This window comes from Aureimonas flava, from assembly GCF_003583935.1.
GTDB classification, from domain to species: domain Bacteria; phylum Pseudomonadota; class Alphaproteobacteria; order Rhizobiales; family Rhizobiaceae; genus Aureimonas; species Aureimonas flava.
This window is the reverse complement of sequence record NZ_QYRN01000002.1, coordinates 1-14,560: the sequence shown is the minus strand read 5'-3', so window position 1 is coordinate 14,560 and position 14,560 is coordinate 1. Positions and strand designations below refer to the sequence as shown.

The window sequence follows — 14,560 nt, the reverse complement described above, 5'->3', positions numbered from 1 at the left end:
CGAAGGGCCAGACCCGCGCCTCGTCGTCCCGCGGCTCATCGACGGCCGCCGGTGTCCGCCAGGACGCGCCGGATCGCGAAGGACGAGTTGATGCGAGACACCGCCGGCAGGCGCGACAGGATCTCCTTGTGGATGCGCTCGTAGTCGCCCGCCCCCTCGGCCTCCACGCGTAGGAGATAGTCCTCCGCCCCGGTCATCAGGTAGCATTCGCGGATCTCGGGATGCTTGAGCACCTCCGCCTCGAAGCGGTTCAGAACGTCCTCGGTCTGGCGCTCCAGCGTGATGCGAACGATCACCACGTGGGCGTCGTCGCCGCCGGGCCCGGCGACGATCGCCGTGTAGCCTCGGATGGCGCCCGACTGCTCCAGCATCTGGACGCGGCGCAGGCAGGCCGAGGGCGACAGGCCGACCTCGGCGGCCAGCGCCACGTTGGTGGCGCGCGCGTCGCGGCGCAGGGCCCGGATCAGGGCGCGGTCGATACGGTCCATGAGAAGCTTGTTGCGCCGGTTCGAACGATGTGTCGTCAATAGAGGGAAAATAGCAGGATCGCCGGCGTTTCGGTATCTCCTTCGACGATCCTTCGACCATCATGGAGGGGCAACGGCCAAGGGGCTCGCCATGAACGCCACGCTTCTTCCGCCCGCCGTCCACGGCGGGTCGACCGGCAGCCCGGGCGGCGTGCTGACGGTGGACCTCGGCGCCCTGGCGCGCAATCATCGCCGGCTGGCGGAGCGCGCCGGCGGCGCGGCGGTGGCGGGCGTCGTGAAGGCCGACGCCTACGGCCTGGGCGTGGCCGCCGTCGCGCCCGCGCTCCACGCCGCCGGCTGCCGCACCTTCTTCGTCGCCCATCTCGCCGAGGCCCTGCGGCTGCGCCCGGCGCTGCCGGGCGAGGCGGAGATCTTCGTGCTCAACGGGCTGCTGCCGGGCGACGAGCCGCTGTGTGCGGCGTCCGGCTTCCGGCCGGTGCTGAATTCGGGCGAACAGCTCGATGCCTGGGGCGCGCTGGGGCGGGCGCTGGGGCGCGCGCTGCCGGCCGCAATCCAGGTCGATTCGGGCATGTCGCGGCTCGGGCTCGCGCCGGGCGAGGTCGCAGGCCTGGTCGGCGACCCGTCGCGCCTCGACGGGATCGAGACCGTCCTGGTGATGAGCCACCTCGCCTGCGCCGACGAGCCCGACCATCCGGCCAACGCCGCGCAGCTTGCCGCCTTCGAGGCGCTGGCGGCGGGTCTGCCGGCGGCGCGCCGCTCGCTTGCCAACTCGGCCGGCCTGTTCCTGGGCGATCGTTTCCGCTTCGACCTCGCGCGGCCGGGCATCGCGCTCTACGGCGGGGCGCCGACGTCGGGGCGGCCCAACCCGATGGAGCCCGTGGTGCGGCTCGACGCGCGGGTGATCCAGGTCCGCGAGGTGCCGGCGGGCGCGGGCATCGGCTACGGTTTCGCGGCCGTTGCCGAGCGGCCGATGCGCCTCGCCACGCTGTCGGTCGGCTATGCCGACGGCTGGCTGCGCGCCTCGGGCAACCGGGGCGCCGCGTTCTTCCGCGGGCGCCGCCTGCCGATCACCGGGCGCGTGTCCATGGATTCCATCATCGTCGAGGCCGGCGACGCGCCGCTCGGCGCGGGCGTCCTGGTGGAGCTGATCGGCCCCGACGCGACGCTCGACGCCGCCGCCGCCGCCGCCGGCACCATCTCCTACGAGATCCTCACCGCGCTCGGGCACCGCTACGAGCGCCGCTACGTCACCACCACCATCGAGGGAGACCGGCCATGAAGGTCGTCGTGCTCGGCGCCGGCATCATCGGCGTCACCTCCGCCTGGTACCTGGCCCAGGCGGGCCACGAGGTCGTGGTGGTGGACCGGCAGGACGGGCCGGCGCTGGAGACGAGCTTCGCCAACGCGGGCGAGGTGTCGTTCGGCTACTGCAGCCCCTGGGCGGCGCCGGGCATCCCGCAGAAGGCCGTCAAGTGGCTGATGATGGAGCATGCGCCGCTCATCCTGCGTCCCCGGCTCGACCGGGCCATGCTATCCTGGCTCGTGCGCATGCTGGCCAACTGCACGGCCGAGCGCTACGCGGTGAACAAGAGCCGCATGCTGCGCCTGTCGGACTACAGCCGCCTGTCGCTGGCCGAGCTGCGCCGCGACACCAACATCGCCTACGACCAGCGCATGCAGGGCACGCTCCAGCTCTTCCGCACCCAGGCGCAGCTCGACGCCTCGGCCAAGGACGTCAAGGCGCTCGCGGCCGACGGCATCCCCTACGAGATGCTGGACCGCGAGGGCTGCATCCGCGCCGAGCCGGCGCTCGCCCACGCCCGCGACCGGATCGTGGGCGGCCTCCAGACCCCGCAGGACGAGACCGGCGACTGCTTCAAGTTCGCGGGCGCCCTGCAGGAGATGGCCGCCTCGCGCGGCGTCGACTTCCGCTGGGGACGCACGGTGCGGCAGATCCTGGTGGAGGGCGGCCGGGCGACCGGCGTGCGGACCGACGCCGGCGAGATCCGGGCCGACGCGGTGGTGGTCGCGATGGGCTCGTTCTCGCCCCAGCTCGTGCGCCCGCACGGCATCCGGCTGCCGGTCTATCCGGTCAAGGGCTATTCGCTGACCATCCCGATCGTGGACGAGGCGCGCGCGCCGGAGTCCACCGTGATGGACGAGAGCTACAAGATCGCGCTGACCCGGCTCGGCAGCCGCATCCGCGTCGGCGGCATGGCGGAGATCTCCGGCTTCACCAACGACCGGCCCGAGCGGCGGCGGCGCACGCTCGAACATTCGGTCACCGACCTGTTTCCCGGCGGCGACCTCGCCCGTGCCACGTTCTGGTCGGGGCTCCGGCCGATGACGCCGGACGGCACGCCCGTGATCGGGCCGACGAAGGTGCGCGGCCTGTTCCTCAACACCGGGCACGGCACGCTCGGCTGGACCATGAGCTCTGGCTCCGGCCGCCTCCTCGCCGACCTCGTGTCGGGGCGCAGCCCCGACATCGACGCGCGCGACCTGTCGGTCGCGCGCTACGGCTGAGCCGCGGTCAGATCCGCCCGACCGGCTTGTCCTCCTCCGTGCGGATCGCGGCGTAGCGTTCGGGATGCCGGTCGAACAGGGCACGCACGTAGGAGCAGGCCGGGACCACGGTCTTGCCCTGCTCCCTGGCATAGGCCACCGCGTGATCCACGAGGCGTTCGGCGATGCCCTGTCCGCGCAGATGCGCGGGAACGTAGGTGTGGTCGAAGATCAGCGAATCCTGGATGCCGGCGGGCGCATAGGTCAGCTCCGCCCGGTCCTCGCCCTCGCCGATGGCGAAGACGCCGGTGCGTCCCTGGTCCTCGTGGACGATCTGCATGGGGAACTCCTGTGAGCGGTTGCGGTCGGCGGGATGACGCCGGGCGACGCGCTCGGTTCCATCAAGCCGGCGCGAGCGGGGCGTGGGGGAGGGGCCGCGCCTCGCCGCAGGGTTAAACGCCCCTTAACCCCGTTTCTTTACCTTGCCCGCGAACAGCCGGAGCGCGGGGTGCGCCGTCCGAGGGACGCGCGCCCGGACCCCGCCGGCCGGCCACAGGCAGACCGGGCGGCGCGGCAGACGCCACCGGGCAGGCAGAACGCGAAGGGCAGCGACATGGCATCGATCGAGGCGCGGGACGAGGGGACGGGATCGATGGCACGACCGGCGCGCTTGGGCCTCGGCATCGGGTTGATCGGCCTCGCCCTCTGGCTGGCCACGGCCTTCGCCACCTGGGCGGTGGACGACCCCTCGCTGAGCTATTCCAACGACAATCCGGTCCGCAACATGGCGGGCGCGGGCGGCGCCGTGGCGGCCGACCTCGCCATGCAGATCTTCGGCCTCGCCGCCGTGCTGGTGCCGCTGCTGCTGGCGATCCGCGGCATCCTGTGCGTCGCCGGCCGCCGTGCGGGCCGCGCCGGCCAGCGGGCCTGGTGGGCGATGGGCGGGCTGGCGCTCGCCAGCGCCGCCCTCGGCTCGCTGGAGGCGCCCGCCGGCTGGCCGCTGCCGATCGGCCTCGGCGGCATCGTCGGCGACCTGCTCCTCAAGGTCCCCGCGCTCGCCACCGGCGCCTATCCGGCCGGGGCCTGGAGCTGGCTCGCCGCCGCGCTGTTCGCGGCGCCCGCCCTGTGGTGCATCCTCAACGGCGCGGGCCTCGTCGGCGCGCCGGATGAGCCGGTGGCGCTGAGCGCGCGCCGCGCCGCCACGGCCGAGGAGGACGAGGGCGAGGGGCGGCTGGCGCTTCTGGCGGGCGTCGCCAGCCATTGGGCCTATCGCATGCGCTCGGCCGCCGCGCGCGTCTCGGGCTCCATGCCCGCGCTCGGCCGCCGCGAGGATCCGTTCTCGCACCGCGAATGGGACGCCGACGTGCCGCTGATGCCGCCCGCCCCGCCGGCCCGGTTCCGCGACGGCACGCCCGCGCCGGCCGCCCGGCGCGAGGTGCGCGTGGTGCAGCCGCCCGCCTACCGGGAACCCGCGTTCGACGCGCACGACGCGCACGACGCCGATCACGACGAGCGGGCCTGGGAGGAGGTGCCCTACGCGCCCGAGCCCCCGACGACCGCCGCCGCGCGCGCCCCGTCCGCCGCGCCGGCGGGCGAGCCCGACGCGCCCGCGCGCCGCACGGTGGACACGAGCCGCGCCACCGTGCGCCACGGACGGTCCGACTGGAACGGCTCCTACAAGCTGTCGCAGCGCACGGCCGCCGGCCGGGCCGAGCCGCCGTTCGGGACCGAGGGCGAGGGCGACGACGAGCTGTTCGAGACCGGCGCCGCGGAGGATCGCGGCGTGGTGGGCTACGACGACATCCACCGTCACGACGAACCGGGCTTCGCGCATGACGAGGAGCCCCCGTTCGAGGAGCGGGGCGCCCCCTATCTCGGCGACGACGGCCGTCTCTCGCTGGAGGAGCGGATCGCCATGGAGGAGGAGGCGGACGCCCGCGTCGATCCCGCCGAGCGCCCGGGCGCTCCGGAGGAGAGCGGCGGCTGGCGCGACTTCATCGCCAACAACATCGTCGCCTTTCCGGGCCTGAAGCGCGCGCCCAAGGCCGAGGCCGAGGCGCCGCGCGCGCCGGCGGAGCCGCGCATGGCGCCGGCCGCCCCCGCGCCGGCCGCCCCCGCGCCGGCCGCGCCCGCGCCGCGTGGACCGATGTTCGAGCGCCCGGCGCGCGTGGTGCCCCAGGCAGTGTCGGAGGCGAGCTCGCGCCAGTCGTCGCGCGCCCGGCTCGCCGAGCTCGGCAACGCGGCGCTCAACGCCGAATTCGAGCTGCCGCCAATCGAGCTCCTGTCGCCGCCCAAGCCCCGGAACCGCGACAACTCGCTGACGCCCGAGATCCTGCAGGAGAACGCGCGCCTTCTCGAGGGCGTCCTCGACGACTTCGGCGTGAAGGGCGAGATCATCGAGGTGCGTCCGGGCCCGGTCGTCACCCTGTACGAGCTCGAGCCCGCGCCGGGCATCAAGTCCAGCCGCGTGATCGGCCTCGCCGACGACATCGCCCGCTCGATGTCGGCGATCGCCGCCCGCGTCGCCGTGATCCCGGGCAAGAACGCCATCGGCATCGAACTGCCGAACCAGCGCCGCGAGACGGTCTACTTCCGCGAGATGATCCAGTCGGAGACCTTCGCCGGCGCCAAGGCCAAGCTGGCGCTGGCGCTCGGCAAGACGATCGGCGGCGAGGCGGTGATCGCCGACCTCGCCAAGATGCCGCACCTCCTGGTGGCGGGCACCACGGGCTCGGGCAAGTCGGTCTCGATCAACACCATGATCCTGTCGCTGCTCTACCGCATGAGCCCGGCCGAGTGCCGCATGATCATGATCGACCCGAAGATGCTGGAACTGTCGATCTACGACGGCATCCCGCATCTCCTCGCGCCCGTGGTCACCGACCCGAAGAAGGCGGTCGTCGCGCTGAAGTGGACGGTCAAGGAGATGGAGGACCGCTACCGCAAGATGTCGAAGGTGGGCGTTCGCAACATCGACGGCTTCAACACGCGCGTGTCCTCGGCGATCGAGCGCGGCGAGACCATCTCGCGCACGGTGCAGACCGGCTTCGACCGCGAGACCGGCGAGCCGATCTTCGAGTCGGAGGAGTTCGACCTCCAGCCGCTGCCCTACATCGTGGTCATCATCGACGAGATGGCCGACCTGATGATGGTCGCCGGCAAGGACATCGAGGGCACCGTCCAGCGCCTCGCGCAGATGGCGCGCGCCGCCGGCATCCACGTCATCATGGCGACGCAGCGTCCCTCGGTCGACGTCATCACCGGCACGATCAAGGCGAACTTCCCGACCCGCATCTCCTTCCAGGTGACCTCGAAGATCGATTCGCGCACCATCCTTCAAGAGCAGGGGGCCGAGCAGCTTCTGGGCATGGGCGACATGCTGTTCATGGCCGGCGGCGGGCGCATCCAGCGCGTCCACGGCCCCTTCGTGGACGACGCCGAGGTCGAGGAGGTGGTGAAGCACCTCAAGGCCCAGGGGACGCCCGAATATCTCGACGCGATCCTGGAGGAAGAGGACGAGGACGGCGGCTCGGCGGCCGGCGGCTCGGCCGGCGCGGCGGGCGGGGCCGAGGAATCGGCCGACCTCTACGACCAGGCGGTGGCCGTGGTGCTGCGCGACGGCAAGGCCTCGACCTCCTACGTCCAGCGCCGGCTCCAGATCGGCTACAATCGCGCCGCCTCGATCATCGAGCGGATGGAGCGCGAGGGCATCGTCGGCGCCGCCAACCACGCCGGCAAGCGCGAGATCCTGGTGCCGACCGACAATGCCTGACAGGCTCGCGCGGGTTTGATGACGCACGATCGGGGCGGCGGTTTGCGAGCGGGCGGCCGCCGCCCCATCTCCTTCGCAAGGGGGTGCTGCGCCCCAATCCCGCCGGAGCCGGCCGCTAGAAGCGGCGGCGAAGGAACGGAACGGTCCGCGCACCCTCGATCGGGGCCGGGCCAGAACCACACGAGGACGATCATGACCGCCAACCGCCGCGCCCCGCACCCTGTCCGCGCCCTGATCGGCGCCGGCGTCCTGGCGCTCGGCCTCCTGGCCGGCGCGCTGCCGGCCGCCGCGCAAGGGGCGGCCGCCGCCCAGCGCGTGGCGGACCACTTCTCCGGCGTGAAGACGATGAAGGGCAACTTCGTCCAGTTCGACGCGGCCGGAAACCAGACCGAGGGCACGTTCTTCATGGAGCGGCCGGGCAAGATCCGCTTCGACTATGCGGGCTCGCCGGTGCGCGTGATCGCCGACGGCAGCCAGGTCGCGGTGAACAACCGCAAGCTCAACACCTGGGACCTCTATCCCCTGTCGAAGACGCCGCTGAAGCTGCTGCTCGACCGGCGCATCGACCTGTCGTCCGCCAACATCCAGAGCGTGAAGGAAGGGCCCGACCTCACCACGATCGTGATGGGCGACAAGTCGATCTTCGGCAATTCGCGCATCACCATGATGTTCGACCCCTCGACGCTGGACCTGCGCCAGTGGACGATCCGCGACGCGCAGGGCAAGGACACGACCGTGATGGTCTACAACGTGGAGGAGGGTGGCGCCGTGGACAACGGGCTGTTCAGCATCCCCTACGCCCAGATCCGCGGCGGCATGACCGGCAACCGCTGAGGGAACCCGGCGGCCGGAGCGGGGTTGCCCTCCTGTCCCCGCGCGCCCTTCGGCGCCGCCAGCCGGAACACGCCCGATGCGTCCGATCCTCGCCCTCGCCCTCCTCGCGCCGCTGACGCTCGCCGCCTGCGCCACGGTGACGCCCGCCGAACGGCGCGCGGCCGACGAGGCGCGCTGCCGCGACTACGGCTTCCGCCCCGGCACCGACGCCTTCGCCGCCTGCCTTCAGCGCATCGACCTCGACCGCAGCGAGACGCGCCGCGCCCGCCTCTACGGCGAGCCGGTCTGGACCGGGGGCGTCGGCGTCGGGATCGGGTACGGGCGCATCGGCTGGTGACCGGTCAGTCCAGGAAGCGCAGAAGCGCGTCGAGCGTCGCCTCCGAAGCCTCCTCCACCAGGAAATGGCCGCCCTCGATCGCGTGTCCCGACACGTCGTCGGCATAGGCGCGCCAGATCTCGAGCGGATCCCCGTGCCGGGCCGGCGTGCCCTTGGCGCCCCAGAGCGCGAGGAGCGGGCAGGCGATGCGCCGTCCCGCCGCGCGGTCCTCCTCGTCGTGCCGCCGATCGATGGTCGCGCCCGCCCGGTAGTCCTCGCAGGCGCCGTGCACCGCGTCGAGGCGCGAGAAGGAGCGGCGATACTCGGCCAGCGCCTCCGGGGCGAAGGGGGCGGTGCTCTGGTTGGCGGTCCAGCTCGCCAGCGTGTGGTCGAGATAGAACACGGGGTCGGAGCCGATCAGCCGCTCGGGCATCGGGTTCGCCTGGGCCAGGAACTGCCAGTGGTAGGCGGACAGGGCGCCGGCGGCGTCCATGCGCTCCCACATCTCGACGGTCGGGATGATGTCGAGCAGCGCCAGGCGCTCGACCGCGTCCGGGTGGTCGAACGCGAGGCGGTAGGCGACGCGCCCGCCCCGGTCGTGGCCGGCGAGGCGGAAGCGCGGGTGCCCGAGCGTCGTCATCACCCGCACCATGTCGGCCGCCATGACCCGCTTGGCATAGCCCTCGCCCGCCTTAGACTCGGGCGCCGAGGACTGTCCGTAGCCGCGAAGGTCCGGCACCACGACGCGAAACCGCTCGGCCAGGCGCGGCGCGATGCCGGCCCACATCGCGCCGGTCTGCGGATAGCCGTGCAGAAGCAGGAGCGGCGGCCCGTCGCCCCCGATGCGGCAGAAGATCTCCGCGCCCTCGCCGGCGACGGTGCGCGTCTCGAAACCCTCGAACATGACCATTCCCCTCGGCGACCCCAAACGCGCACCGCCACAACGCGGCCGGCGGGCATGCGTTGCCTCCGCGCGGCGCGCGGCGGGCGGTTTCCCTCGGCGCGCTCCATGCTCTAGACAGGCGGCCGACGCCCCTGCCGACGGACCGGAACGCCATGCCCTTCACGCTCGCTACCTGGAACATCAACTCGGTGCGCCTGCGCCTGCCGATCGTGGAGGCCTTCCTGCGCGACGAGGCGCCGGACGTCCTGTGCCTGCAGGAGACCAAGTGCCCGAACGAGCTCTTCCCCGAGGCGGCGTTCCACGCGCTCGGCTACGAGCACGTCGCGCTGCACGGCCAGAAGGGCTACCACGGCGTCGCCACGATCTCGCGCCTGCCCTTCGCCGACCTCGTGCGGCAGGACTTCTGCGCCATCGGCGACGCGCGCCACCTGTCGGTGCGCATCGCCGTGGCCGAGCGCCAGATCCGCGTCCACAATCTCTACGTCCCGGCGGGCGGCGACGAGCCGGACCCGGAGATCAACCCGAAGTTCCGCCACAAGCTCGATTTCCTAGAGGAGATGCGCCGCATGCGCGCCGACGCCGAGCCCGGCGTCGCGGCGATCCTGGTCGGCGACCTCAACATCGCCCCGTTCGAGGACGACGTCTGGTCGCACAAGCAGCTCCTCAAGATCGTCTCCCACACGCCGGTCGAGACCGAGGGCATGAAGCGGGTGATCGCGGAAGGGGGCTGGACCGACCTCGTGCGCCAGCACATCCCCCTGCCGCAGAAGCTCTACACCTGGTGGAGCTACCGCGCGAAGGACTGGGACGGGGCCGACAAGGGCCGGCGGCTCGACCACGTGTGGAGCTCGGGGGATCTTGCGCCGCACCTGACCGGCGCGCGCGTCCTGCGCGAGGCGCGCGGCTGGGAACGCCCGTCCGACCACGTGCCGGTGATGGTGACGCTGGATATCTGACCGGGCTCGGCGCCCCGAAGGTTGGAACCGTTCCGAAACCCGTGTCCGGGCTGCATCAGCCGCGCGTAAAAGGCGCAGCCGGCGACCCTCGCGCCCCGCCGTCGAAACGCCCGTGGTGCCGGGGTTCCGCCTCATCGTCGCCTCGATCGACGTTCGCACGATATGTTGACTCATCCAGTCATCTATTCGTAGCGAGGGGCGTCGGCCGGCACGAGGGGTGCTGGCCCCAGCTTCTCGTGTGCGTCCATGGCCCGTCCGATCCCCGCCCGTCTGCGTCCGCTCCGTTCCGTGCTGCTCGGCTCCGCCGGCGTCCTCGCCCTCCTGGCCCCGGCCGGCGCGCAGGACATCGTGCTCGACACGGTGACGATCGAGACGGGCGAGGCCGGCGTGCCGGCGGACGGCTCGCTGAGCGCCGCCGGCGGCGGGGTCGCGGGCGCCTCCGCCTCGGGCTTCCAGACGCAGGGCTACGTCGCCACCACCACGCGCTCGGCCACCAAGACCGACACGCCGCTGGTCAAGGTGCCGCAGTCGGTGTCGGTGGTCACGGAACAGCAGCTCGACGACCGCAATCCGCAGACGCTGGCCGATGCGGTGGGCTACACGCCGGGCGTGCGCATCGGTGCCTACGGGCTCGACCCGCGCTTCGACGCCTTCTTCATCCGCGGCCTGCCCGCCACCTATACCGGCATCTTCCGCGACGGGCTGCGCGAGTTCAATATCGGCTTCTCCACCTTCGACATCGAGCCCTACGGCCTGGAGGGCCTGTCGATCCTGAAGGGGCCGGCCGCCGGCCTCTACGGCTCGTCCAACGCCGGCGGCATCGTCGACCTGCGCTCCAAGCGGCCGACGCGGGCGGCGGCGCGCGAGGTGGAGGCGCAGGTCGGCTCCAACAGCCGCTACCAGCTCAACATGGACGCCTCGGGGCCGCTCGGGCAGTCGGAGACCGCCTTCTACCGCCTCACCGGCATCGCGCGCGACGCCGACACCGACTATCCCTTCGCCTCCGACGACCGGCTGATGGTCGCCCCGGCCTTCACCTGGACGCCGGACGCCGACACCTCGCTGACGATCCTCGGCGAGCTCCAGCGCTCGCGCTCGGGCGGCACCTTCGCCTATGTCAACGACGGCAACCGCGTCACCGACGTCGCGGCGGGCGACCCGTCCTTCAACGATCTCGACCAGAGCCAGGGCCGCCTCGGCTTCGAGCTGGAGCGCCGGCTCGACGAGACCTTCACCTTCCGCCAGAAGGCGCGGGTCCAGAGCCTCGACGTCTACGGCGAGTACGCCTACGCGATCGGCGCTCCGGTGAACGGGGTCGTCGCCCGCGGGTCGGGCAACGTGGCGCAGACGCTTAAGGGCGTCGTGTCCGACACGCAGCTCGAGGCCAAGTTCGACACCGGGCCGCTCGCCCATACGCTTCTCGGCGGCGTCGACGCGTCCTACGCGCAGTACACCAACCTCGCAGGCTACGGCGCGGCGCCCTCGCTCCTGTTCGCCGCCCCGCGCTACGACATCGCGATCGCGACCCCCGCCTATTCCGTGGCGTCGGCGCAGGACCAGTCGCAGGTCGGGCTCTACCTGCAGGACGAGGTCGCCTACGACCGCTTCACGCTGACGCTCGGCGGGCGTCACGACTGGGTGTGGACCGAAACGGAGTCCGGCACGCCGGACGCCCTGACGGCCCAGCCCGAGCAGAAGGATTCCGAGTTCTCCGGCCGCGTCGGCCTGTCCTATCTGTTCGACAGCGGGATCGCCCCCTACGCGAGCTACGCCACCGCCTTCGCGCCCAACATCGGCACCAACTCGGCCGGCGAGGCCTTCGTGCCCACAACGGCCGAGCAGTGGGAAGCGGGCGTGAAGTACCAGGTGCCGGGCTGGAACACGCTGCTCACCGCCGCCGTGTTCGACATCACCCAGAAGAACGGCGTGTTCTTCGACGTGAACCCGCTCACCGGAACCAACGAACAGGTGCAGCGCGGCGAGCTGCGCTCGCGCGGCTTCGAGCTGGAGGCCACCGCCTCGCTGGCCGAGGGGCTGAACGCCACGCTCGCCTACGCCTATACCGACCTCGAGATCGTGGAGGGCACGGCGGCGACCACCGGCAACACCCTGTCGTCCACCCCGCGCCACACGGTCTCGCTCTGGGCCGACTACACGGTGCAGTCCGGCCCGGCCGAGGGGCTCGGCCTCGGGGCCGGCCTTCGCTACCTGTCGTCGAGCTTTGGCGACGACGAGAACAGCTTCAAGAACGACGCGCGCGTCTTCATCGACGCCAGCGCCCACTACGACGTGCCGCAGGTCGAGGGGCTGCGCATCCAGGTCAACGCCACCAACATCTTCGGCGAGGACGCGCAGATCTGCTCCTCCGGCTTCTGCTACAAGGAGCCCGAGCGCAACGTCATCGGGTCGGTGCGCTACAGGTTCTGACCGCGCATCCCCGGAGGCCGCCCCGATCGTTCCTCGGGGCGGCCTCGCCCGTCGTCCTTGCCCGTCCCGCGGGCGATCCCTCGTCAGGATCGTCGCCGATGCGTGCTTCGATCGGCAAAAATGTATCGATAGCTGGAAAAACCGTGGGTAGCTAAGCGCGCGGCTCCGGTCTTTAGTGATCCTCGCGGAGGGCGGGGAACACGCTCCCGCCGCGGACAGCGCCGGGAGGAATCGGCATGCATCCAGACCTGGAATTCGTCCAGATCCGGCAGGGGGAATCGTTCAAGGTCTGGACCCACGGCTACCCGTTCCACACGGTCCGTTGGCACTTCCACCCCGAATACGAGATCCACCACGTCGTCGCCACGCGCGGCAACTATTTCGTGGGCGACTTCATCGGCGAGTTCGAGCCGGGCAATCTCGTGCTCACCGGCCCCAACCTTCCCCACAACTGGGTCAGCGAGGTCGCGCCGGACGCCGTGATCCCGCTGCGCTGCCGGATCGTGCAGTTCTCGGAAGGGTTCGTGGACGAGACCACGCGCGCCCTGCCGGAGTTCGCCGCCGCGGCCGCGCTTCTGCGCCTCAGCCGCCGCGGCGTCCTGTTCGGCTCCGATTCCGCCGAGGCCGCCGCCCCGATCATGGCGGAGATGGTGGAGGCGACGGGCTTCCGCCGCCTGTCGCTCTTCATGGCGCTGATGGACGTCCTGACAGCGGCCGCCGATGCCCGGCCCCTGACCAGCGCCGACTACCTGCCGGACCCGTCCGGCTTCATGAGCGGGGGCATCAACGAGGCCCTGCGCTTTATCGGCCGGCACCTCACCGAGGATTTCAGCGAGAAGGACCTGGCGGCCCTGTCGGGGCGCAGCCCCTCGACCTTCAGCCGCGCCTTCCGCCGCCACACGGGGATGACGCTGGTCCAGTACGTCAACCGGCTGCGGATCAACCTCGCCTGCCAGCTCCTGACCAGCGACCCGCACCGGTCTATCACCGACATCTGCTTCGCCGCCGGCTACAACAACGTGTCCAACTTCAACCGGCAGTTCCAGATCCAGAAGTCCATGACGCCGACCCGGTTCCGCAACCTGTCGCAACGCAACCAGACCCTGTCCTACGCCGCCTGAGGCGGCGGCGGGACGAGCCGATCGGCGGACGGGCGCACCCAAGGCGCGCCCCCGCCGCCAATGGCCCCTCGCGCGTGCCCCGAACGCCGAGACCGGACACACTCGAAGAACGAGACATAAAGGGAGAAACGATCATGACGCATCCGACATTGCGCAACGGCGGCCTCGCCGTCCTCGCCCTTGGCCTCCTGGCCGGCACCGCCTCGGCCCGCGCGGCCGACGCCACGGTCGCCTTCCTGATGCCCGACCAGGGCTCGACGCGCTACGAGGAGCGCGACTTCCCCGGCTTCAAGCAGGAGATGGAGAAGCTCTGCCCCGACTGCACCGTGGTCTACCAGAACGCCAACGGCGACGCGGCCCTGCAGCAGCAGCAGTTCAACTCGGTGATCGCGCAAGGGGCGAGCGTGATCGTGCTCGATCCCGTGGATTCCAGCGCCGCCGCCTCGCTCGTCCAGCGGGCGCAGAGCCAGGACATCAAGGTGATCGCCTACGACCGGCCGATCCCCGCGACGCCGGCCGACTTCTACGTCTCGTTCGACAACAAGGCGATCGGCCAGTCGATCGCGCAGTCGCTGATCGACCACCTCAAGGCGACCGGCGTGCCCGAGGGCGCCGGCGTCCTCCAGATCAACGGCTCGCCCACCGACGCGGCCGCCGGGCTGATCCGCGACGGCGTCGACGCGGCGCTGGACGCCAGCGCCTACAAGACGCTGGCCGAGTTCGACACGCCGGACTGGGCGCCGCCCGAGGCCCAGCAGTGGACCAGCGGGCAGATCACCCGCTTCGGCGCCGACATCAAGGGCGTGGTGGCCGCCAACGACGGCACCGGCGGCGGCGCGATCGCGGCCTTCAAGGCGGCCGGCGTCGATCCGGTTCCCCCGGTCACCGGCAACGACGCGACCATCGCCGCGCTGCAGCTCATCGTGGCGGGCGACCAGTACAACACCATCTCCAAGCCCAGCGAGATCGTGGCCGCGGCGGCCGCCAACGTCGCCTTCAAGTTCATCTCGGGCGAGACGCCCGAGGCCAAGACGACGCTCTACGACACCCCGTCCGAGCTCTTCGTGCCGCAGGTCATCACCCGCGACAACATCAAGGCCGAGATCTTCGACAAGGGCATCACCCCGGCCTCCGAGGTCTGCACCGGCGAATACGCCAGCGCCTGCCAGGAACTCGGCATCCAGTAGGCCCTCGGGCCCGAACCGTCGGGCGCCCCCCCCCCCCGGGCGGGCCGCCC

General features: G+C 71.7%; 12 protein-coding genes. 9 read left to right on the top strand and 3 right to left on the bottom strand.

Annotation, left to right across the window (positions count from 1 at the left end):
* Positions 1-35: 35 nt before the first annotated feature.
* A complete protein-coding gene (locus D3218_RS03370; protein WP_119538899.1) occupies positions 36-488 on the bottom strand; it encodes an Lrp/AsnC family transcriptional regulator in 453 nt (150 codons plus the stop codon).
* Positions 489-618: 130 nt separating this feature from the next.
* On the opposite strand from D3218_RS03370, the gene alr reads away from it, so the two are divergent.
* Together alr and D3218_RS03360 are read left to right on the top strand one after the other, a co-directional pair.
* Positions 619-1,767, top strand: a complete 1,149-nt coding sequence (alr, locus tag D3218_RS03365; RefSeq protein ID WP_119538509.1) for an alanine racemase — start codon at positions 619-621, stop codon at positions 1,765-1,767.
* Positions 1,764-3,014 (top strand): D-amino acid dehydrogenase, encoded by a 1,251-nt coding sequence (locus D3218_RS03360; protein WP_119538508.1) that lies wholly within the window; start codon positions 1,764-1,766, stop codon positions 3,012-3,014. The genes alr and D3218_RS03360 overlap by 4 nt, the downstream gene beginning before the upstream one ends.
* A gap of 7 nt (positions 3,015-3,021) precedes the next feature.
* On the opposite strand, the gene D3218_RS03355 is transcribed toward D3218_RS03360, so the two are convergent.
* Positions 3,022-3,333 (bottom strand): GNAT family N-acetyltransferase, encoded by a 312-nt coding sequence (locus tag D3218_RS03355; RefSeq protein ID WP_119538507.1) that lies wholly within the window; start codon positions 3,331-3,333, stop codon positions 3,022-3,024.
* Positions 3,334-3,606: 273 nt separating this feature from the next.
* On the opposite strand from D3218_RS03355, the gene D3218_RS03350 reads away from it, so the two are divergent.
* The 3 genes from D3218_RS03350 to D3218_RS03340 all read left to right on the top strand — a co-directional run bounded on the left by D3218_RS03350 (position 3,607) and on the right by D3218_RS03340 (position 7,936).
* Positions 3,607-6,765 (top strand): FtsK/SpoIIIE family DNA translocase, encoded by a 3,159-nt coding sequence (locus D3218_RS03350; protein ID WP_119538506.1) that lies wholly within the window; start codon positions 3,607-3,609, stop codon positions 6,763-6,765.
* A 192-nt stretch (positions 6,766-6,957) separates the two neighbouring features.
* Entirely contained in the window at positions 6,958-7,599 is a 642-nt protein-coding gene (locus D3218_RS03345; protein WP_119538505.1) for an outer-membrane lipoprotein carrier protein LolA, read from the top strand.
* Between the two features lie 76 nt (positions 7,600-7,675).
* Complete coding sequence (locus D3218_RS03340) at positions 7,676-7,936, top strand: hypothetical protein (RefSeq protein ID WP_119538504.1); 261 nt, start codon at positions 7,676-7,678, stop codon at positions 7,934-7,936.
* Positions 7,937-7,940: 4 nt separating this feature from the next.
* Here D3218_RS03340 and D3218_RS03335 read toward each other — a convergent pair whose 3' ends face one another.
* Positions 7,941-8,819, bottom strand: a complete 879-nt coding sequence (locus D3218_RS03335) for an alpha/beta fold hydrolase (protein ID WP_119538898.1) — start codon at positions 8,817-8,819, stop codon at positions 7,941-7,943.
* 152 nt (positions 8,820-8,971) lie between these two features.
* Between D3218_RS03335 and D3218_RS03330 the strand changes: the two genes are divergently transcribed.
* The 4 genes from D3218_RS03330 to D3218_RS03315 all read left to right on the top strand — a co-directional run bounded on the left by D3218_RS03330 (position 8,972) and on the right by D3218_RS03315 (position 14,510).
* Positions 8,972-9,775 carry an exodeoxyribonuclease III gene (locus D3218_RS03330; RefSeq protein WP_119538503.1) on the top strand — a complete coding sequence of 268 codons (804 nt, stop codon included), beginning with the start codon at positions 8,972-8,974 and terminating at the stop codon, positions 9,773-9,775.
* 246 nt (positions 9,776-10,021) lie between these two features.
* Positions 10,022-12,202, top strand: a complete 2,181-nt coding sequence (locus tag D3218_RS03325; protein WP_119538502.1) for a TonB-dependent siderophore receptor — start codon at positions 10,022-10,024, stop codon at positions 12,200-12,202.
* Between the two features lie 236 nt (positions 12,203-12,438).
* Complete coding sequence (locus D3218_RS03320; RefSeq protein ID WP_119538501.1) at positions 12,439-13,323, top strand: AraC family transcriptional regulator; 885 nt, start codon at positions 12,439-12,441, stop codon at positions 13,321-13,323.
* Between the two features lie 134 nt (positions 13,324-13,457).
* A complete protein-coding gene (locus D3218_RS03315; RefSeq protein ID WP_119538500.1) occupies positions 13,458-14,510 on the top strand; it encodes an ABC transporter substrate-binding protein in 1,053 nt (350 codons plus the stop codon).
* Positions 14,511-14,560: the final 50 nt, after the last annotated feature.